Raw genomic sequence first — 18,549 nt, forward strand, 5'->3', positions numbered from 1 at the left:
TCACGCCTCAGGCGCCTACGGTCTGCGCATGTCGGCGTTGCAGGTAGATGTAGAACAGCGCTGTCAGCAGGGTCAGCATCGCCAGGGCGGCGCCGGTCCAGGGCAGCTCGGTCAGTTGCACGCCGCTGCCGACCACCAGGCCGCCGATCCAGGCGCCAGTGGCATTACCGAGGTTGAAGGCGCTCTGGTTCAGGGTCGAGCCCATGTTGGGCGCTTCGTGGGCCTGGTCGATGATCATCAGTTGCAGGATCGGGCACAGGGCGAAAGCCGTAACGCCCCAGGCGAACAGGGTGACGGCCGCCGGGATCAGCGAACGGCTAGTCTGGCTGAAGGCGGCGACTATCAGCACCGTGGCCAGGGCCATGCCGACCAATGACGGCAGCAGGCGGCTGTCAGCCAGCTTGCCGCCGAGGATGCTGCCCACGGTCAGGCCGACGCCGAAGATCAGCAGCATGATGGTCACGCCATGGGGGCTGACGCCGGTGATTTCCTGCAGGATCGGCGCAATATAAGTGAAGACGCTGAACAGGCTGGCCGAGGCCATCACGCTCATGGCCATGGCCAACAGCACATTGGTTTTGCCCAGCACGCGCAGCTCGGCGGCCAGGTTGGTTCTTTGCAAGGGGATTTCCTTTGGCAGCCACGCCATCTGTGCGACCACGGCAATCAGGCCGATCACGGTCACCGCCCAGAAAGTCGAGCGCCAACCGGCGAACTGCCCCAATGCCGTGCCCAATGGCACGCCGAGGACATTGGCCAGGGTCAGGCCGGTGAACATCAGGGCAATGGCCTGAGCGCGTTTATTTGGCGCGACCAGTCCGGCAGCGACCACCGAGCCTATGCCGAAGAAGGCGCCATGACACAGCGCGGTAATCACCCGTGCGCTCATCAGCGCCGTGTAGTTCGGCGCCAGGGCACACAGGGCGTTACCCAGCACGAAGGTCAGGGTCATGCCCAACAGCGTTGCCCGGCGCGGCATGTTGGCGGTGGCGATGGCGAGGATCGGTGCGCCGAACACCACGCCCAGGGCATAGCCAGTGATTAGCAGCCCGGCACTGGGAATGCTGACGTGCAGATCATTGGCGACATCGGGCAGCAGGCCCATGATGACGAATTCAGTGGTACCGATACCGAAAGCGGCAACGGCGAGTGCAAACAAGGCGAGTGGCATGGGTGAATCCCAGTCTTTATGTGAATTGACCGGATAGGGCACGTGCACCTGTTCGAACGCAGCAGGGCATTCAAGACAGGCGATGGGATTATTGGTATTAGAAGTGCGCAGCCGGGTGCGGCGATAACGTGCTCAAGTATGATGGACGAGTTGAAATATCGCGAATTAAAAAAGCCTCGTAAGCACTGCGGTTCGTCGCAAGAACCTTTTGCCAGCCTGCGGTTCATAGCCTGTGGGCCATGCTTGCGATGACACTCAAACTCCAAGGAATAAACACATGACAGTTGCCTTCTGGTGCGTATTAGTCGCGATCCTTCTGCCTTACGTGTGTACATCCGTGGCCAAGTACAGCAGCGGCAGGTTCAGCCCGCGACAGAATCACGACCCGCGCGCATTTCTCGAAAAACTCGAAGGCTTGCCCCGCCGCGCTCATGCCGCGCAGTTGAACAGCTTCGAAAGCCTGCCGGGTTTTGCTGCCGCGGTGATCATCGCGGAGATAGCCGGCAACGCCCAGGGCGGCACTATTGATGCGCTGGCGGTGCTCTATATCACCTCGCGCGTGGTGTACATCATTTGCTATCTGGCGGACTGGGCAGCCCTGCGTTCGTTGGTGTGGTTCATAGGCCTGGTATTGATCGTGACGCTGTTCGGTGTTTCGGCATTTCCGGCCAGCTAAGGTCTGCGGCAACGCACCGCTTTGGTCTTTGCCCCGTGTGCCCGGATACTGCACGCCGTTTTCCCTTGGCTTGGATCGATCATGAACGTGCAAAAGCTGTGTATCGCAATGCTGGTCGTAATGGCCTTGAGCGCTTGCGGCGGGGTTGATCCGAACTCGCCTTTGGGTCAGCGCAAGGCGATCTTCAAGGAGATGCTCAAGACCAGTGAGGACATGAACGGCATGCTCAACGGGCGCGTGGCGTTCGATGGCCAGCGTTTCAGCGATGCCGCAGTCAAGCTGGACGGTCTGGCTCGGGAGCCATGGAAACATTTTCCCCAGGCCAAGGAAGCCGACCACACCAGTGCCAAGGATGATGTCTGGCAGAAGCAAGAGCGTTTTCAGGTACTGGTCAGCTCACTGGAAACGGCCACGGGTGAGTTGAAGGGAGTTGCTGCGGCCAAACCGACGGCTGCTGTCCTGGTTCCCTCATTGAGTAAGGTTCAGGCAGCGTGTGAGGCTTGCCATAAAGAGTTTCGGGCTTACTGAAAGATTGCCGTCGTGCGGCAATCACGGTGCTGTAGGCGCTGCCGAAGGCTGCGAATTGGCCTGTCAGATACATCGCTTTCGCAGCCTTCGGCAGCTTCTACAGGGCTCGCATTCCAATCCAGTTATGTTATCAATCCTCCGGCTGAATCTTCTCAAGCTCGGTCTGGGCTTCCTGCAATTCTTTGCGCGAATCAGCCAGCTTCTCTTTGCGCTTGTTGATCTTCTGCGCGTCACCTTTCTCCATGGCCTTGGTCAGATCGTTCTGGCGGCGGGTGACTTCACGTTTGGCGTCCAGCACGTTCTGCTCGCGTTGCTTGAGCAGCGACGTCTCGCTGCAGTTGGCGTTCGCTTCGCTCAGGGCCTTCTCCAGGCCTGCTTGCTGATCCTTGTCGCCATCGGTTTTGGCCTGTTGGATTTTGCTGCGGATTTCCTGGCTCTTGGCGGCGCAGCCCATCGACGGTGGCGATGCGTCTTCAGCGAATACGGGAACGCTGAACAGGGCCAGACTGCTCAACAGAAACAAGGGCGACAACAACTTCATGACAACTCCTGAAACAACAGTGGCGCTCGGCACAGATGAAGAAAAAACCGGGCGCTGAAAAATGACGGACTACTAAAAACCTTGAATGCCCAGGCTTTGCAATTGCTGGCTTAGTGCCTGTATCTGAGGGTCCTGAAAAAAACCAACCAGTTGCGTCGCCCTGACCGGCCCGATGCCCGGCAGTGCCTGCCATTGTTCATGGCTGCGTGTTGCCAGGTCATGCCAGTTATCAGCCAGGTTCGCTTCGGCAACGGCAGGCAGGCCGATGGCTTTGAGCCAGGAAAGGAAGGGGCGTTCACGGGCACTTTGCAGACTTGTGAGCAACTTGGCGCTACGCCGTTCACCAAAGCCGGGCATGGTAGCAAGTCGCGCGCTGTCCATGGACATCCAATCCAGCATGCCTTTGACCAGTCCTGCCTCGATCAGGCTGTCCCAGGTGCCCGGCCCGACACCCGTCAGGCCCAAGCCCTTCTTGCCACTGAGCCAGGCCAGGCGGGCACGGAACTGGCCTTCACAGCCTGGGACAATCTGTAGGCAACTCAATGAATGATAGTCCTCAGCCTTGGGAACCTGTAGTTCGACACGCTCGACGTTGCGTGAAATAACCCCATCCAGGCGCGGAATGGTCAGCCCCGCCAGGCTGATTGCGACCTGGTCGCCGGGACGTATATCCAGTTGCTGCCAGCGTTGCAGTGAACCGACACTGATGCGGCTGACCTGGCGGTCATCCAGGCGGATTGGCTTGAGCTCCAGTACCGGACTGATTCGCCCACTGCGGCCAATGGCAAAGTCGACCTTGCGCACCTCGGCCAAGGCCTGGGCAAAGGGGTATTTCCACGCGGCGATCCAATAGGGCGCCCGAGGTTGCCAGCGCTCCACGGGCGGGCGCAGGCCTTCGCGCAATATCACGCCATCGGTGGCAAAGGGCAGCGGGCTGCGGTACCAGTGCTCACGCCATTGCTCGGCCTGGCTGAAGGTATTCAAGGGTTGGCTGTAAAGGGCGCTATCAGTGAACCCCATGGCGTTCAGTCCGGCCAGCCTCTCGGGCATGTCGGCAGGGCCCGCGGGCCAGTCCCAGACAAACAATCCGATATTCGCTGCATCTTCAGTGCTCATCTGCTGCCGGGCCATCAGCCCGGCAACCTTGCTGCGGGCGTTGAGGCTGCCTGATGTAGCCTGTATATGCCCGTCGAGGCGCCAGTACAACTCGCCTTGCAGGACCAGGGTTTCCTCCCACGGCAGGCGGTTGGGGATGGCGTCGATCTGTGCGGCATGACGAGTCCATGAGTGGCCGTGCCTGCCGTCGCCACGGCTGATCAGGTGGGTGAGTCGGCCGTTCTGATACACGAGCGTCACGGCGACCCCATCGACTTTGGGCTGAATCCACAGATTTTTGCGGTTCTTGATCCAGTCCTGCACGGCGTTGGTGTCGGCCAGTTTTGACACGCCGGTATGAACGATGGGGTGAGCTATCGGGCCTTTCGCCGTGCGTAGCGGGTCTGCGGTTTCGGCCGCCACGCTGGTAAAGCACTGGTGTAGCGCGCTCAGGCGCTGACGGGATTGGTCATACAGTTCGTCAGGGATCAGCGAAATGTTCTGGCGGTGGTAACTGTCGTCCCACAGGTCGATCTGCTGTTGCAGTTGGCGGATTTCGTCACGGGCCTGCGCGGGCTGCCAATCGGGGCAGGATTCGGCGCGGGCGGTGAGTGCGCCGAGGGTCAGGGCGGTGCAGATCAGAAGGCGCAGATTGGTCAGCATCGAAGCGTCCTTGCTTGAGGTCAGGACTGACAGGCTAGTGATATCCCGATGGTTTTGGCGGATGAGGTGGTTACCGGATTTTGCCGGTCGGTACAGATCACCCTCGTTTGCGCGCATAGCTGTACCTTGAGCCGGGCGCTGGCCCATGCAGAATGAAAGCCCGACTTCACTCACGCCTGGGTGCCTCATGAACCTTGCAACGCTGCTTGTCTTCGTCCCTGCCTGCTTTGCCCTGAACATGGCGCCCGGGCCGAACAATCTGCTGTCCATCAGCAATGCCAGTCGCTATGGCCTGGTCATGGCCTGCCTCGGCGGACTTGGCCGGTTATTGGCCTTTGCGATCATGATTGCCCTGGCGGCGGTGGGCCTGACCGCTGTTCTGCATACGTCGGAGTGGTTGTTTCACGGGATCAAAATCGTGGGTGCGGCCTATCTGTTCTACATCGCCGTACACCTATGGCGGGCTAAGCCAGGCATGGAAGACGAGGCGAAGGTGGCCATGATCGGCATGGGCAGCCTGGCCCGTCAGGAGTTTCTGGTAGCGATCGGCAATCCCAAGGCGATCCTGCTGTTCACTGCGTTCCTGCCGCAGTTTGTCGATCAGGGGGGCGATGTGATCAGGCAATTCGCTGTGCTGGGCGGTCTGTTTCTCGCGCTGGAATGCATCGCGATCGCGCTCTACGGCTGCATGGGTGTACATGCGCGCAAGCTGTTTGCGCGGCCTAGCGGCAAGCGCCTGTTCAACCGTATTTGCGCGACGCTATTGGCAGGGGCGGCTTCGGTGTTGTTGGTGGCGCGGCGGGCGTGATTACGCGGAGTCAATCAACAACCCAGCTTGGGAGGGCATTGCAGGAGCTGCCGAAGGCTGCGAAAGCGGTGTATCAGATAAATCCATTCGCAACCTTCGGCAGCTCCTACAGATGACGCGCTGAATGCAAAAAGCCCCCGCAGACCAGGTCTGCGGGGGCTTTTTCACTGCGCTACAGCCTAGGCTGTATTACAGGCCGGCCGCCTTGCGCAGGGCTTCGGCGCGGTCGGTTTTTTCCCAGGTGAATGTGGTGAAGGTGTCGTCGCCCACGGTCTTGGTTTGCGGCGTACGACCGAAGTGGCCGTAGGCTGCGGTTTCCTGGTACATCGGGTGCAGCAGGTCGAGCATCTTGGTGATTGCGTATGGACGCAGGTCGAAGATGTCGCGAACCAGTTTGATGATCTTGTCATCGCTGATCTTGCCGGTGCCGAAGGTGTTCAGCGAGATCGAAGTCGGTTGAGCGACGCCGATGGCGTAGGACACCTGGATCTCGCAACGCTCGGCCAGGCCAGCGGCAACGATGTTCTTGGCAACATAACGGCCAGCGTAGGCAGCCGAACGGTCAACCTTGGATGGATCCTTGCCGGAGAACGCGCCACCGCCATGACGGGCCATGCCGCCGTAGCTGTCGACGATGATCTTGCGACCGGTCAGGCCGCAGTCGCCAACCGGGCCGCCGATGATGAACTGGCCAGTCGGGTTGATGTGGAACTGGGTGTCCTTGTGCAGCAGTTCGGCAGGCAGTACGTGCTTGACGATCAGCTCCATCACGCCTTCGCGCAGGTCGTTGTACGAAACTTCCGGGTTGTGCTGGGTCGACAGAACGACGGCATCGATACCGACAACCTTGCCGTTTTCGTAGCTGCAGGTGACCTGGGATTTTGCATCCGGACGCAGCCAAGGCAGCAGGCCCGACTTGCGTGCTTCAGCCTGGCGCTTGACCAACTGGTGCGAGAACGCGATTGGCGCAGGCATCAGTTCTGCGGTTTCGTTGCTGGCGTAGCCGAACATCAGGCCCTGGTCGCCGGCGCCCTGATCTTCAGGCTTGGCACGGTCGACACCCTGGTTGATGTCAGGGGACTGCTTGCCGATGATGTTCATCACGCCGCAGGTGGCGCCGTCGAAGCCGACGTCGGAGCTGGTGTAGCCGATGTCGCTGATCACGTCACGAACGATCTGCTCCAGGTCGACCCAGGCGCTGGTGGTCACTTCGCCGGCAACGATGGCAACACCGGTCTTGACCAGGGTCTCAACGGCTACGCGAGCGTGTTTGTCCTGGGCAATGATGGCATCCAGTACAGCGTCGGAGATCTGGTCAGCGATCTTGTCTGGGTGTCCTTCAGACACGGATTCGGAGGTGAAAAGGGAGTATTCGCTCATCTCTACGGGTTTCCTGAAATGTACCGATGGTGAGTGTTGCCAGCCGGTCGCTGAAAGTGGCGAACCTGGATCTGGAAACCATTACGTAAGCCTATATAAAGACTTTCCCCGGGAACTAGCCCCGCAGCGACGGCCCAACGGGCCAGATCGTCCTGTTCAAAACCCAACCAGAGATCGCCACAGGCCTCCTTGGCCCAGCTCTGGTCGTGGCTACACAACTCTGTCACCAACAGGCTACCGCCTGGTTGCACCAGGTCAGCCAGTTGGCCAAGTGCTTCAGCCGGTGCGGCGAAGTGGTGAAGCACCATATTCAAGACCACGCAGTCGGCACGCAGTTGGGTGTCCCCCAATGCATCGGCAAGACGCAGCTCAACGTTAGCCAGTGCCTGACGTGCGCACAGCTGGCGCGCCAGCTCAAGCATAGCCGGGCTGTTGTCCAGCGCCGTAACGTGACGAAAGCGTCGTGCCAGTTCCGGCAGGAAGCCACCGTCGCCGGGGCCCACTTCCAGTGCCGTGGCATCGGCGCCGAAGCTCAGCTTGTCGAGCAGCGACAGCAGGCTTTCGCGGTACTGCGCCAGGCCCGCAATCAGATCCTGCTGGGCGCGAAACTTGTCCGCGACCCGGGCGAAAAAATCCTGACTGGCGGTGGCGCGCTGGCGATGCACCAGGCCGATCCTTGCTTGCACGTCTTCCGGCAACTGCAGGGTATCGACTTCATCGAGCAGCGCTGCATGCAGCCTGCCGCCCGGTTGTCCGGTGTGGGGCAGGGCGCGGCGATAGAAAATCGCATTGCCTTCACGGCGGGTCGCAACCAGATCAGCCTGTGCCAGCACCTTCAAGTGGTGGCTCATGCCCGATTGGCCGATGGCGAAAATCTGCGCCAGCTCCAGCACGCCGAACGAATCGTTGGCCAGGGCGCGCAATACATTCAGCCGCAACGGATCGCCGCCTGCCTTGCACAAGGCCGACAGGTCGTCGCAGGTGTCATGGCGAATTGCAGGCACGCGAAGGTTCATAGGGCTGGCAGTCTAGAGAGCGACCGACGCCTGCGCAAGTTCAGTATCAAAAAGTTTTGATATTGGTTGATGAATGGCGTTTATCAGGCGTCGTGATTCCGGCACAGCGCGCTGATAACGGGCAAATCGTCGTGCCAAGGCAGGAAAATCACGCCTTGGACGTGATCTGTCATTGCCCCGCAGCAATGCCTGAGGGAAAATGCACCCCTTTTTCCGATCCCATTCTTTACTGCCCCCAGGAGATCAGCGATGCCCAGCCGTCGTGAGCGAGCCAACGCCATTCGTGCCCTCAGCATGGATGCCGTGCAGAAAGCCAACAGCGGCCATCCCGGTGCCCCTATGGGCATGGCGGATATCGCGGAAGTTCTTTGGCGTGACTACCTGAAGCACAACCCGAGCAACCCGTCGTTCGCCGACCGTGACCGCTTCATCATGTCCAACGGCCATGGTTCGATGCTGGTTTACTCGCTGCTGCACCTGACCGGCTACGACCTGTCCATCGACGATCTGAAAAATTTCCGTCAGCTGCACAGCCGCACTCCGGGCCACCCGGAATACGGCTACACGCCTGGCGTCGAGACCACCACCGGCCCGCTGGGCCAGGGTTTCGCCAACTCGGTCGGCTTCGCTGCCGCTGAAAAGATTCTGGCGGCGCAGTTCAACCGTCCTGGCCACAACATCGTCGATCACCACACCTACGTGTTCATGGGTGATGGCTGCATGATGGAAGGCATCTCCCACGAAGCCGCCTCCCTGGCTGGCACCCTGGGCCTGAACAAGCTGATCGCTTTCTACGACGACAACGGCATCTCCATCGACGGCGAAGTCGAAGGCTGGTTCACCGACGACACGCCAAAGCGTTTCGAATCGTACAACTGGCTGGTCATCCGCAACGTCGACGGTCACGATCCGGAAGAGATCAAGACCGCCATCGACACTGCGCGCAAGAGCGACAAGCCGACCCTGATCTGCTGCAAGACCACCATCGGCTTCGGCTCGCCCAACAAGCAGGGCAAGGAAGAGTGCCACGGCGCTCCACTGGGCGCCGAAGAGATCGCCCTGACCCGTGCGGCCCTGAAATGGACCCACGGTCCTTTCGAAATCCCGGCCAATATCTACTCCGAGTGGAACGCCAAGGAAAAAGGCCTGGCTGTCGAAGCCGAGTGGGACCAGCGTTTTGCTGCCTACTCCGCCGCCTTCCCTGAGCTGGCCAACGAGTTGATCCGTCGCATGAGCGGTGAGCTGCCTGCTGACTTCGCGGAAAAATCCGCTGCCTACGTGGCTGAAGTCAACGCCAAGGGCGAAACCATCGCCAGCCGTAAAGCCAGCCAGAACTCCCTGACTGCCTTCGGTCCGTTGCTGCCTGAACTGCTCGGCGGTTCGGCCGACCTGGCCGGTTCCAACCTGACCATCTGGAAAGGCTGCAAGAGCATCACCGGCGAAGACGCCAACGGCAACTACCTGCACTACGGCGTGCGCGAGTTCGGCATGGGCGCCATGATGAACGGTATCGCCCTGCACGGTGGCTTCGTGCCATACGGTGCGACCTTCCTGATCTTCATGGAATACGCCCGTAACGCAGTGCGCATGTCGTCCCTGATGAAGAAGCGCGTGCTCTATGTGTTCACCCACGACTCCATCGGTCTGGGCGAAGACGGCCCGACGCACCAGCCGATCGAACAGCTGACCAGCCTGCGTACCACGCCGAACCTGGACACCTGGCGTCCGGCGGATGCGGTCGAATCGGCCGTGGCCTGGAAGTACTCCCTGGAGCGCAACGACGGTCCGTCGGCGTTGATCTTCTCCCGGCAGAACCTGCCGCACCAAAGCCGCGATGCCGAGCAACTGGCGAACATCGCCCGTGGCGGCTACGTGTTGCGTGACTGCGCTGGCGAGCCGGAGCTGATCCTGATCTCCACCGGTTCCGAAATCGGCCTGGCCGTTCAGGCCTACGACAAGCTGACCGCTGCCGGCCGTAAGGTTCGCGTGGTGTCGATGCCTTGCACCAGCGTCTTCGAAGCCCAGGACGCCGGCTACAAGCAAGCTGTCCTGCCGTTGCAGGTCAGCGCCCGTATCGCCATCGAAGCGGCCCACGCCGACTACTGGTACAAGTACGTCGGCCTGGAAGGCCGTGTCATCGGCATGACCACCTTCGGCGAGTCGGCGCCTGCACCTGCGCTGTTCGAAGAGTTCGGCTTCACTCTGGAGAATGTGATCAGCACAGCGGAAGAATTGCTGGAAGACTGATGCAACTCGTTGGAGCGAGGCTTGCCCGCGAATGAAGCAACAAGGTCTGTCTGACAGACAGTGTTGTTTGGTTCGCGGGCAAGCCCTGCTCCAACTGGCTCTAGCCTCCAACGAGAATCCCCATGCCCCAACCCCGCATGTATAAAGTTGCTCTGAACGGCTACGGCCGGATCGGTCGTTGCGTCCTGCGTGCGCTCTGTGAGCGAGGGGCGAAGGCCGGGTTTGAAGTGGTTGCGATCAACGATCTGGCAGATATGGCCAGTCTCGAATACCTCACGCGCTTTGACTCCACCCATGGCCGGTTTCCCGGCGAAGTGCGGGTCGAAGGCGATTTTCTGCATATCAACGATCACGTCATCAAAGTGTTCCGCAGCGCGACGCCCGAAGGCATCGACTGGAACGCTCTGGACGTCGATCTGGTGCTGGAATGCTCCGGTGTCTACAACACCCGGGCCGATGGCGAGCGCTTTCTGGCCGCCCGAGCACCCCGCGTGCTGTTCTCCCAGCCCATGGCCAGCGAAGCTGATGTCGACGCCACCATCGTCTACGGCATCAACCAGCACACCCTGACCGGCGCCGAGCGTCTGGTTTCCGCCGCATCCTGCACCACCAACTGCAGCGTGCCGTTGCTGGACCTTCTCAACCGCGAACTGGGCCTGGAATACATCACCATCACCACGATCCACTCGGCAATGAACGACCAGCCGGTAATCGACGCCTATCATCATGAAGATCTGCGCCGTACGCGCTCGGCCTTCCAGTCGATCATTCCGGTGTCCACTGGTCTGGCGCGCGGGATTGAGCGCCTGCTTCCGGAACTTGCCGGGCGAATTCAGGCCAAAGCAGTTCGTGTGCCGACGGTGAACGTGTCGTGCCTCGATATCACCATGCAGGTCAAACGTGATACCGACGCCGTGGAGATCAACCGGATTTTGCGCGAGGCTGCCACAAGCGGCCCGCTCAAAGGCCTGCTGGCGTATACCGAGCTGCCCCACGCCAGCTGTGACTTCAATCATGACCCCCATTCGGCGATCGTCGATGCGAGTCAGACCCGCGTTTCCGGCCCACGGCTGGTCAACGTGCTGGCCTGGTTCGACAACGAATGGGGCTTTGCCAATCGAATGCTGGACACCGCGAATCACTATTTGCGTGCCGCCAACTCACAACAGTAATAACAGGGACCGCCTCACATGACCGTGTTGAAGATGACCGACCTCGATCTGCAAGGTAAGCGTGTACTGATCCGCGAAGACCTCAACGTCCCGGTCAAGGACGGAGCTGTCACCAGCGACGCACGCATTCTTGCCGCGCTGCCGACCATCAAACTGGCGCTGGAAAAGGGCGCGGCCGTGATGGTCTGCTCGCACCTGGGTCGCCCGACCGAGGGTGAATTCTCCGCCGAAAACAGCCTCAAGCCTGTCGCCGACTACCTGAGCAAAGCCCTGGGTCGCGAAGTGCCGCTGGTGGCCGACTACCTGGGCGGTGTTGACGTCAAGGCCGGCGACATCGTGCTGTTCGAGAACGTGCGCTTCAACAAGGGCGAGAAAAAGAACGCCGATGAGCTGGCGCAGCAATACGCCGCCCTGTGCGACATCTTCGTGATGGACGCTTTTGGCACCGCTCACCGTGCCGAAGGTTCGACCCATGGCGTGGCCAAGTTCGCCAAAGTCGCCGCGGCGGGTCCCCTGCTGGCTGCTGAACTGGACGCACTGGGCAAGGCCCTGGGCGCGCCGGCCAAGCCGATGGCCGCCATCGTTGCTGGTTCCAAGGTCTCGACCAAACTAGACGTCCTCAACAGCCTGAGCGCGATCTGCGATCAGTTGATCGTCGGCGGCGGCATCGCCAACACCTTCCTGGCTGCAGCCGGGCACAAGGTCGGCAAGTCCCTGTACGAGCCGGACCTGCTGGATACCGCTCGCGCCATCGCCGCCAAGGTCAGCGTGCCATTGCCGACCGACGTGGTTGTCGCCAAGCAATTCGCTGAAACCGCCGAAGCCACGGTCAAGCTCATCGCCGATGTGGCTGACGACGACATGATCCTCGACATCGGTCCGCAAACCGCTGCGCACTTCGCCGAGCTGCTGAAATCTTCCAAGACTATCCTGTGGAACGGTCCGGTCGGCGTATTCGAGTTCGATCAGTTCGGTAACGGCACCAAGGTTCTGGCCCAGGCCATCGCGCAAAGCCCGGCGTTCTCCATTGCCGGTGGTGGTGACACTCTGGCAGCCATCGATAAATATGGCGTTGCCGAGCAAATCTCCTACATTTCCACCGGTGGCGGCGCATTCCTGGAATTCGTCGAAGGCAAGGTCCTGCCTGCGGTCGAAATGCTGGAACAACGTGCCAAAGCCTGATCAACGGGCTTTGGGAAAGGGGATTCACATGGTCAAGCCGTTACCGCTGCTCATATTCGCTGGTCTGTTGACCGGCTGTGCCAGCGCACCTGAGGCGGATGAAGTCGACCGCAGCGCAGCACCCCAGGTGCTCGCCGTGGGCTGCTATCAGTCTGCCTGGCAGGCTGAAACCGTACCGGTCCTCTACAAGCGCGGCGGGCCGCAAGCGTGGGATCGTTACGATTTCATGCCGGCGGTCGGCCCGGTGGCCTGCCGTTGAGTCGGCCTGGCTGAGTAGCGGAGCAACATCTGTGGGGCGCAGTGGTCACTACTGGGTAAGTATCTTTTTCGCAAGGAAGGAGCTTCACCATGAAAGTAGCTGCCCTGGCCCTGTTCAGTTGTCTGGTGTTGGCGGGTTGTACCGGTTCCGGTGCCCACACCAAAGCGTGTGAAGTGTTGAGTCCGGCGTCCGTGGATGTGCCGACGACCCAGAACGATCAACGGGTCGAAGCGCATGTCACGGGTGAGCCGTCCGGTAAGCCAAACGAACAGAATTGCCCCTGAAGTATCGAGGCAACCGGCACGGGCCGGGCATCGCGGGGCAAGCCAGGAGATTCAATGAAAGGCTTGATTGCCCTCGTGGTATTTGCGGTGCTCGGCGGTTGCGCCAACCTGCAAGGGACACAACCAGCCACTACGGCCTGGACCCATTGGGTCTGTGATAGCAAGGCTGAAGTCTACTGGCGCTACACTAATCCGGCGAAAACCGGAGTTGATGTGCGTTTGAACCAGAGCGAGCAGGTCTTCGCGCTCAAGGTTGTGCCAGGTTCTTCCGGTTCGCTGTTCAGTAACGGCGTGCTGGCGTTTCACGTAAATGGTGATGAAGGCCTGGTTTACTGGGAAGCCACCAATGATTTGATCGGTCGCGGTTGCAAGGCAGCCGGCTGATCGACCTGCCCGACCACGGTCGATGCAGATAACTTGAATAGCAGCCGCCGCTCCGGCAGGCTTGCACGATTAACGACCCTACCGGGAGAGATACAGACAATGGCACTTATCAGCATGCGCCAGATGTTGGACCACGCAGCCGAGTTCGGTTACGGCGTCCCAGCTTTCAACGTGAACAACCTGGAACAGATGCGCGCCATTATGGAAGCGGCTGACAAGACCGATTCCCCGGTGATCGTTCAGGCTTCGGCCGGTGCGCGCAAATACGCAGGTGCCCCGTTCCTGCGTCACCTGATCCTGGCGGCAATCGAAGAGTTCCCGCATATTCCCGTGGTCATGCACCAGGACCACGGCACCAGCCCGGACATCTGCCAGCGTTCGATCCAGCTGGGCTTCAGCTCGGTGATGATGGACGGCTCCCTGGGTGTCGACGGTAAAACGCCGACCACCTACGAATACAACATCGACGTCACCAGCCGCGTAGTGGCTTTCGCCCACGCCTGTGGCGTTTCGGTTGAAGGCGAGCTGGGTGTTCTGGGTTCCCTGGAAACGGGTATGGCCGGTGAAGAAGACGGCGTTGGCGCCGAAGGCATTCTGGACCACAGCCAGATGCTGACCGATCCGGAAGAAGCGGCTGACTTCGTCAAGCGCACCCAGGTCGATGCCCTGGCCATCGCCATCGGCACCAGTCACGGCGCTTACAAGTTCACCAAGCCGCCTACCGGCGACATCCTGGCGATCGAGCGCATCAAAGAGATCCACAAACGCATCCCTAACACCCACCTGGTGATGCACGGCTCCTCTTCGGTCCCGCAAGAGTGGCTGAAAATCATCAACGAGTACGGCGGCGACATCAAGGAAACCTACGGCGTACCGGTCGAGGAAATCGTTGAAGGCATCAAGCACGGCGTGCGCAAGGTCAACATCGACACCGACCTGCGCCTGGCGTCTACCGGTGCCATCCGCGAATTCATGGCCAAGAACCCGAGCGAGTTCGACCCGCGCAAATACCTGGCCAAGACTGTCTCGGCCATGCGCGACGTTTGCATCGCCCGCTACGAAGCTTTCGGCACCGCTGGCAATGCCTCGAAGATCAAACCGATCTCCCTGGATCACATGTTCGAGCGTTACGCCAAAGGCGAGCTGGATGCCAAGATCAACTGAGTGATGGTTGATTGAGTTATGAAATGTGGGACCGGCTTCAGCCGGGAAGGCGTCTTCACTGACCCCTTCCCGGCTGAAGCCGGTCCCACATTGGTTTTGTGTCCCGCCTTCAAGCTTTCTTCGGTAACCCGATCACTCGCCCGACATACTGCGGCACCGGTAAATCCTTCTGGCTCTCGACAATTCCTTCCAACGCAGTCCATGAAGCATCGCTGAACGGCGCCGAACGCGGCCCGGTCGCCAGGTCGACGTGCAGCAACATCTGTTCGCTGGCCGACAGAGCGTCATCAACACCGACTTTATGCAGGCTGTGATAGAGATGCACACGCTTGCGGTCCTGGGCGATGATCTGGGTGCGGACTTCTACCTGCTCGCCCAGCTTCACCTCATCCAGATAGTTGATATGCGCTTCCAGGGTAAATAGTGAATGGCCGCTGGCGTCGCGGTTGTTACTGTCCAGGCCGATGCGATCCATGAAGGCGTCGGTGGCGTAGCTGAAGATCAGCATGTAGTAGGCATCGCGCAGATGGCCGTTGTAATCGACCCAGTCGGCGAGGACCGGGGTGGTGTAGGTGGTCAGGGTGGGCATATCGGGATTCCGGGCGGGAATAGAGGACTGTGGGAGCCGCCTTGGTGGCGATCGAGTGCGAAGCGCTCGCGATGGCGTCAGTGAATGAACCAACGCGATCGCGGCCAAGCCTCGCTCCAACAGGTTTCGCGATCTAGTCGCTGAAGGCCATGCCGTGCTTGGCCTTGGTGGTCTTGACCGCTTCCAGCACGGCCAGCAGGCAATCGTCGCGATAGCGTTCCAGGGCGGCGATGCTGTGGCTGCCGAGCTGGTCGCTGGTGCCGTCGACCACGTCGTCGATCAGCTTGTCGGTCAGCTCCGGCGCGGGCAGGTAGGTCCACGGCAGTTGCAGGGCCGGGCCGAACTGGGCCATGAAGTGACGCATACCCGCATCGCCACCGGCTAGGGTGTAGGTCAGGAAGGTGCCCATGAACGACCAGCGCAGGCCAGCGCCGAAGCGAATTGCGTCGTCGATCTCGCCAGTGGTAGCGACGCCGTCGTTGACCAGGTGCAGCGCTTCACGCCACAGCGCTTCAAGCAGACGGTCGGCAATAAAGCCGGGTACTTCCTTGCGTACGTGCAGCGGGCGCATGCCCAGGGATTCATAAACCTTGATCGCCGCCTGCACCGCTTCCGGCGCAGTTTTCACGCCGCCGACTACCTCCACCAGCGGCAACAGATACACCGGGTTGAAGGGGTGACCGACTACGCAGCGCTCCGGATGGGTGGCGCCTTCGTAGAATTCGCTGGGCAGCAGGCCCGAGGTGCTGGAACCGATCAAAGCGGCGGGCTTGGCGGCGGCGCTGATCTTGCTGTGCAGGTCGAGTTTAAGGTCCAGGCGCTCGGGGGCGCTTTCCTGAATGAAGTCGGCGTCACGCACGCATTCTTCGATGGTAGCGACAAAACGCAGGCGATCCTGTGAGGCGCCAGCGGCCAGGCCTTTTTGCTCAAGGGCCGGCCAGGCATTGGCAACGCGTTTGCGCAGTGCGGCTTCGGCGCCGGGAGCCGGATCCCAGGCCACTACGTCAAGACCATGGGCCAGGGCGCGAGCAACCCAGCCGCTGCCGATGACGCCGCTACCCAGAGCGGCGAAGGTTTTGATGTCGGTGATGAAAGTCATGGTGTGTTCCTGAAATTTATTCGTTGGGAGATCCCGTTGTGCCCCTGGCACAGCGTTGTCGCGCAGCAAACACAGGAATAATGTGGGACCGGCTTTAGCCGTGAGGACGTCTTTGAAGCTGGCGCCGCCTTCCCGGCTAAAGCCGGTCCCACAAAATATCCTTCCAGTTCAGCTGGCTATGTGTGTTTGACGAGAGCGTTCGTGATCACCCGCGCTTGGTCAGGCCCATCTTCACGCGGCCTTCGGCCGGGGTCATGACGCGGGCGCCCATGCGGCTGAGGATTTCGCTGGCGCGTTCGACCAGGGCGCCGTTGCTGGCCAGTACACCTTTATCCAGCCAGATGTTGTCTTCCAGGCCAACCCGCACGTTGCCGCCCAGCAGCACCGCTTGCGCGGCCATCGGCATCTGCATGCGACCGATACCGAAACCGGCCCAGACCACATCGGCCGGCAGGTTATCGACCATGGCCTTCATGGTGGTGGTGTCCGCCGGAGCGCCCCACGGGATACCCAGGCACAGCTGAAACAACGGATTGTCGAGCAGGCCCTCTTTCATCATCTGCTTGGCGAACCACAGGTGGCCGGTATCGAAGATCTCCAGCTCCGCTTTCACGCCCAGTTCCTGGATGCGCTTGGCGCCTGCCCGCAGTTGCGCCGGGGTCGATACATAAATGGTGTCGCCGTCACCGAAGTTCAGGGTGCCGCAGTCCAGGGTGCAGATTTCCGGCAGCAGGGCTTCAACATGGGCCAGGCGGGCCAGTGGGCCGACCAGGTCGGTGTTGGGGCCGAAGTCAGTAGGGCGCTCGCCCGGGCCGATCTCCAGGTCGCCGCCCATGCCGGCGGTCAGGTTGACGATCATGTCTACGCCCGAGTCGCGGATGCGGTCCATGACTTCGCGGTACAGCTCGACGTCGCGGCTAAACTTGCCGGTTTCAGGGTCACGTACGTGGCAATGCACCACCGTGGCACCGGCATTGGCGGCTTCCACGGCGGCTGCGGCGATTTGTTTGGGAGTGATCGGGACCAGATGGCTCTTCCCGGTCGTGTCGCCAGCACCGGTCAGTGCGCAGGTGATGATGACGTCATGGTTCATGGGTTCGGTTCCTTGCAGGCTAGGCGTGACTTGTTTTGATGGTGCAAAACTACGCAGCCGCAAGCCTTGGAAAACGCACAGCGGCGACCAGCTCTTGCACAGCAGCGACCTGCTCTCTTGCCGGGATCGAGGAAGCAGCGTATCTGTCTGTTTACGCTGACCCTGCGCTCACCCATAACCCAGCCGAGAACGCCCATGTCCCAGGATTTTTACTTTCTGCTCATGCCCGGTTTTTCGGTGATGGGCTTCGTTTCGGCGGTCGAGCCGCTGCGGGTGGCGAATCGTTTTGGTGGGGAGCTGTATCGCTGGCATGTGCTCAGCGCCGATGGCGGCGCGGTGATCGCCAGTAATGGCATGTCGGTCAACGCCGATGCGGCGCTGGAACCGCTGAAAAAGGGTGCAACCCTGTGGGTGGTCGCCGGTTTCGAGCCGCTGAAGTTCTACACGCCTGCTCTCGAGCACTGGCTGCGTCGCCTCGACAACGAAGGTGTGACCCTGGGTGCCATCGACTCCGGCAGCTTCGTCCTCGCTCAGGCGGGCTTGCTGGATAACTACCGGCTGACCATGCACTGGGAGGCCATCGACGCCTTCAAGGAAACCTGGCCACGGCTGCAGGTGACCCAGGAGCTGTTCGAAATCGACCGTCGGCGCATCACCTCGGCGGGCGGCACCGCGTCCATCGACATGATGCTCGACCTCATCGGCCAGACCCACGGCCCGGAACTGGCGATCAAAGTCTCCGAACAATTCGTATTGGGCCGCATCCGCCCGCGCAAGGACCACCAGCGCATGCAGGTCGCCACGCGCTATGGCATCAGCAACAAGAAGCTGGTGCAAGTGATCGGCGAGATGGAACAACACACCGAACCGCCCCTGAGCACCCTTGAGCTGGCCGAAGGCATCCAGGTTACCCGCCGCCAATTGGAGCGCCTGTTTCGCCTGCACCTGAACGACACGCCGAGCAACTTCTACCTCGGCCTGCGCCTGGAAAAGGCCCGCCAGTTGCTACGTCAGAGCGATATGAGCGTGCTGGAAGTGAGTATTGCCTGCGGGTTTGAATCGCCGTCTTACTTTACGCGCAGTTATCGAGCGCGGTTTACCCAGTGTCCGCGGGAGGATCGGCGTTCTGCCGGGGCGCTTTCGCGATCTTCATAGATACTGTGGGACGGGCTTTAACCGGGAATACGCCTTCCCGGCT

19 protein-coding genes are annotated in these 18,549 nt (G+C 60.8%); 11 read left to right on the forward strand and 8 right to left on the reverse strand.

Annotation, left to right across the window (positions count from 1 at the left end; genetic code table 11):
• Positions 1-7: 7 nt before the first annotated feature.
• Positions 8-1,171, reverse strand: a complete 1,164-nt coding sequence (locus AC1Z24_RS01655; protein ID WP_483744321.1) for an MFS transporter — start codon at positions 1,169-1,171, stop codon at positions 8-10.
• A gap of 277 nt (positions 1,172-1,448) precedes the next feature.
• Between AC1Z24_RS01655 and AC1Z24_RS01660 the strand changes: the two genes are divergently transcribed.
• The gene (locus AC1Z24_RS01660; RefSeq protein ID WP_483744322.1) at positions 1,449-1,847 is read left to right on the forward strand and encodes an MAPEG family protein; all 399 of its coding nucleotides are present in this window, start codon (positions 1,449-1,451) and stop codon (positions 1,845-1,847) included.
• Between the two features lie 81 nt (positions 1,848-1,928).
• The gene (locus AC1Z24_RS01665) at positions 1,929-2,375 is read left to right on the forward strand and encodes a c-type cytochrome (protein WP_483744323.1); all 447 of its coding nucleotides are present in this window, start codon (positions 1,929-1,931) and stop codon (positions 2,373-2,375) included.
• A gap of 130 nt (positions 2,376-2,505) precedes the next feature.
• On the opposite strand, the gene AC1Z24_RS01670 is transcribed toward AC1Z24_RS01665, so the two are convergent.
• Together AC1Z24_RS01670 and ligB are read right to left on the reverse strand one after the other, a co-directional pair.
• On the reverse strand, positions 2,506-2,916 hold the full coding sequence (locus tag AC1Z24_RS01670) for a DUF1090 domain-containing protein (RefSeq protein ID WP_483744324.1): 411 nt from the start codon (positions 2,914-2,916) through the stop codon (positions 2,506-2,508).
• 72 nt (positions 2,917-2,988) lie between these two features.
• Complete coding sequence (gene ligB, locus AC1Z24_RS01675; RefSeq protein WP_483744325.1) at positions 2,989-4,674, reverse strand: NAD-dependent DNA ligase LigB; 1,686 nt, start codon at positions 4,672-4,674, stop codon at positions 2,989-2,991.
• Positions 4,675-4,861: 187 nt separating this feature from the next.
• Between ligB and AC1Z24_RS01680 the strand changes: the two genes are divergently transcribed.
• Positions 4,862-5,482, forward strand: coding sequence for a LysE family translocator (locus AC1Z24_RS01680; RefSeq protein WP_483744326.1), 621 nt, complete (start codon positions 4,862-4,864; stop codon positions 5,480-5,482).
• A gap of 189 nt (positions 5,483-5,671) precedes the next feature.
• On the opposite strand, the gene metK is transcribed toward AC1Z24_RS01680, so the two are convergent.
• Positions 5,672-6,862 carry a methionine adenosyltransferase gene (metK, locus tag AC1Z24_RS01685; RefSeq protein WP_259101616.1) on the reverse strand — a complete coding sequence of 397 codons (1,191 nt, stop codon included), beginning with the start codon at positions 6,860-6,862 and terminating at the stop codon, positions 5,672-5,674.
• 2 nt (positions 6,863-6,864) lie between these two features.
• On the reverse strand, positions 6,865-7,878 hold the full coding sequence (locus tag AC1Z24_RS01690) for an ArsR/SmtB family transcription factor (protein ID WP_483744327.1): 1,014 nt from the start codon (positions 7,876-7,878) through the stop codon (positions 6,865-6,867).
• A gap of 249 nt (positions 7,879-8,127) precedes the next feature.
• On the opposite strand from AC1Z24_RS01690, the gene tkt reads away from it, so the two are divergent.
• From tkt to fba, 7 genes are all read left to right on the forward strand, one after another.
• Entirely contained in the window at positions 8,128-10,125 is a 1,998-nt protein-coding gene (gene tkt / locus AC1Z24_RS01695) for a transketolase (protein ID WP_483744328.1), read from the forward strand.
• 122 nt (positions 10,126-10,247) lie between these two features.
• The gene (gene epd / locus AC1Z24_RS01700; RefSeq protein WP_259101623.1) at positions 10,248-11,297 is read left to right on the forward strand and encodes an erythrose-4-phosphate dehydrogenase; all 1,050 of its coding nucleotides are present in this window, start codon (positions 10,248-10,250) and stop codon (positions 11,295-11,297) included.
• 18 nt (positions 11,298-11,315) lie between these two features.
• Positions 11,316-12,479 (forward strand): phosphoglycerate kinase, encoded by a 1,164-nt coding sequence (locus AC1Z24_RS01705; RefSeq protein WP_483744329.1) that lies wholly within the window; start codon positions 11,316-11,318, stop codon positions 12,477-12,479.
• Positions 12,480-12,507: 28 nt separating this feature from the next.
• The gene (locus tag AC1Z24_RS01710) at positions 12,508-12,738 is read left to right on the forward strand and encodes a hypothetical protein (RefSeq protein ID WP_259101627.1); all 231 of its coding nucleotides are present in this window, start codon (positions 12,508-12,510) and stop codon (positions 12,736-12,738) included.
• Between the two features lie 89 nt (positions 12,739-12,827).
• On the forward strand, positions 12,828-13,022 hold the full coding sequence (locus tag AC1Z24_RS01715) for a hypothetical protein (protein ID WP_259101629.1): 195 nt from the start codon (positions 12,828-12,830) through the stop codon (positions 13,020-13,022).
• Positions 13,023-13,076: 54 nt separating this feature from the next.
• Positions 13,077-13,406 (forward strand): MliC family protein, encoded by a 330-nt coding sequence (locus AC1Z24_RS01720; RefSeq protein WP_483744330.1) that lies wholly within the window; start codon positions 13,077-13,079, stop codon positions 13,404-13,406.
• A 99-nt stretch (positions 13,407-13,505) separates the two neighbouring features.
• Positions 13,506-14,570, forward strand: coding sequence for a class II fructose-bisphosphate aldolase (gene fba, locus AC1Z24_RS01725; RefSeq protein ID WP_259101632.1), 1,065 nt, complete (start codon positions 13,506-13,508; stop codon positions 14,568-14,570).
• Positions 14,571-14,679: 109 nt separating this feature from the next.
• Here the strand turns inward: fba and AC1Z24_RS01730 are convergent, their stop codons facing one another.
• From AC1Z24_RS01730 to cdhC, 3 genes are all read right to left on the reverse strand, one after another.
• A complete protein-coding gene (locus AC1Z24_RS01730; RefSeq protein ID WP_483744331.1) occupies positions 14,680-15,159 on the reverse strand; it encodes a thioesterase family protein in 480 nt (159 codons plus the stop codon).
• A gap of 133 nt (positions 15,160-15,292) precedes the next feature.
• Positions 15,293-16,258, reverse strand: a complete 966-nt coding sequence (locus AC1Z24_RS01735) for an L-carnitine dehydrogenase (protein WP_483744332.1) — start codon at positions 16,256-16,258, stop codon at positions 15,293-15,295.
• A 205-nt stretch (positions 16,259-16,463) separates the two neighbouring features.
• Positions 16,464-17,351, reverse strand: coding sequence for a 3-dehydrocarnitine:acetyl-CoA trimethylamine transferase CdhC (gene cdhC, locus AC1Z24_RS01740; RefSeq protein ID WP_259101643.1), 888 nt, complete (start codon positions 17,349-17,351; stop codon positions 16,464-16,466).
• 195 nt (positions 17,352-17,546) lie between these two features.
• Between cdhC and AC1Z24_RS01745 the strand changes: the two genes are divergently transcribed.
• The gene (locus tag AC1Z24_RS01745; protein ID WP_483744333.1) at positions 17,547-18,506 is read left to right on the forward strand and encodes a GlxA family transcriptional regulator; all 960 of its coding nucleotides are present in this window, start codon (positions 17,547-17,549) and stop codon (positions 18,504-18,506) included.
• Positions 18,507-18,549: the final 43 nt, after the last annotated feature.

Source organism: Pseudomonas sp. JL23 (assembly GCF_056933585.1).

What these genes read in the sequence shown, in the direction of transcription:
- AC1Z24_RS01655 (WP_483744321.1), bottom strand. Translation starts at nt 1,171, where the DNA reads ATGCCACTCGCCTTGTTTGCACTCGCCGTTGCCGCTTTCGGTATCGGT.
- AC1Z24_RS01660 (WP_483744322.1), top strand. Translation starts at nt 1,449, where the DNA reads ATGACAGTTGCCTTCTGGTGCGTATTAGTCGCGATCCTTCTGCCTTAC.
- AC1Z24_RS01665 (WP_483744323.1), top strand. Translation starts at nt 1,929, where the DNA reads ATGAACGTGCAAAAGCTGTGTATCGCAATGCTGGTCGTAATGGCCTTG.
- AC1Z24_RS01670 (WP_483744324.1), bottom strand. Translation starts at nt 2,916, where the DNA reads ATGAAGTTGTTGTCGCCCTTGTTTCTGTTGAGCAGTCTGGCCCTGTTC.
- ligB (WP_483744325.1), bottom strand. Translation starts at nt 4,674, where the DNA reads ATGCTGACCAATCTGCGCCTTCTGATCTGCACCGCCCTGACCCTCGGC.
- AC1Z24_RS01680 (WP_483744326.1), top strand. Translation starts at nt 4,862, where the DNA reads ATGAACCTTGCAACGCTGCTTGTCTTCGTCCCTGCCTGCTTTGCCCTG.
- metK (WP_259101616.1), bottom strand. Translation starts at nt 6,862, where the DNA reads ATGAGCGAATACTCCCTTTTCACCTCCGAATCCGTGTCTGAAGGACAC.
- AC1Z24_RS01690 (WP_483744327.1), bottom strand. Translation starts at nt 7,878, where the DNA reads ATGAACCTTCGCGTGCCTGCAATTCGCCATGACACCTGCGACGACCTG.
- tkt (WP_483744328.1), top strand. Translation starts at nt 8,128, where the DNA reads ATGCCCAGCCGTCGTGAGCGAGCCAACGCCATTCGTGCCCTCAGCATG.
- epd (WP_259101623.1), top strand. Translation starts at nt 10,248, where the DNA reads ATGCCCCAACCCCGCATGTATAAAGTTGCTCTGAACGGCTACGGCCGG.
- AC1Z24_RS01705 (WP_483744329.1), top strand. Translation starts at nt 11,316, where the DNA reads ATGACCGTGTTGAAGATGACCGACCTCGATCTGCAAGGTAAGCGTGTA.
- AC1Z24_RS01710 (WP_259101627.1), top strand. Translation starts at nt 12,508, where the DNA reads ATGGTCAAGCCGTTACCGCTGCTCATATTCGCTGGTCTGTTGACCGGC.
- AC1Z24_RS01715 (WP_259101629.1), top strand. Translation starts at nt 12,828, where the DNA reads ATGAAAGTAGCTGCCCTGGCCCTGTTCAGTTGTCTGGTGTTGGCGGGT.
- AC1Z24_RS01720 (WP_483744330.1), top strand. Translation starts at nt 13,077, where the DNA reads ATGAAAGGCTTGATTGCCCTCGTGGTATTTGCGGTGCTCGGCGGTTGC.
- fba (WP_259101632.1), top strand. Translation starts at nt 13,506, where the DNA reads ATGGCACTTATCAGCATGCGCCAGATGTTGGACCACGCAGCCGAGTTC.
- AC1Z24_RS01730 (WP_483744331.1), bottom strand. Translation starts at nt 15,159, where the DNA reads ATGCCCACCCTGACCACCTACACCACCCCGGTCCTCGCCGACTGGGTC.
- AC1Z24_RS01735 (WP_483744332.1), bottom strand. Translation starts at nt 16,258, where the DNA reads ATGACTTTCATCACCGACATCAAAACCTTCGCCGCTCTGGGTAGCGGC.
- cdhC (WP_259101643.1), bottom strand. Translation starts at nt 17,351, where the DNA reads ATGAACCATGACGTCATCATCACCTGCGCACTGACCGGTGCTGGCGAC.
- AC1Z24_RS01745 (WP_483744333.1), top strand. Translation starts at nt 17,547, where the DNA reads ATGTCCCAGGATTTTTACTTTCTGCTCATGCCCGGTTTTTCGGTGATG.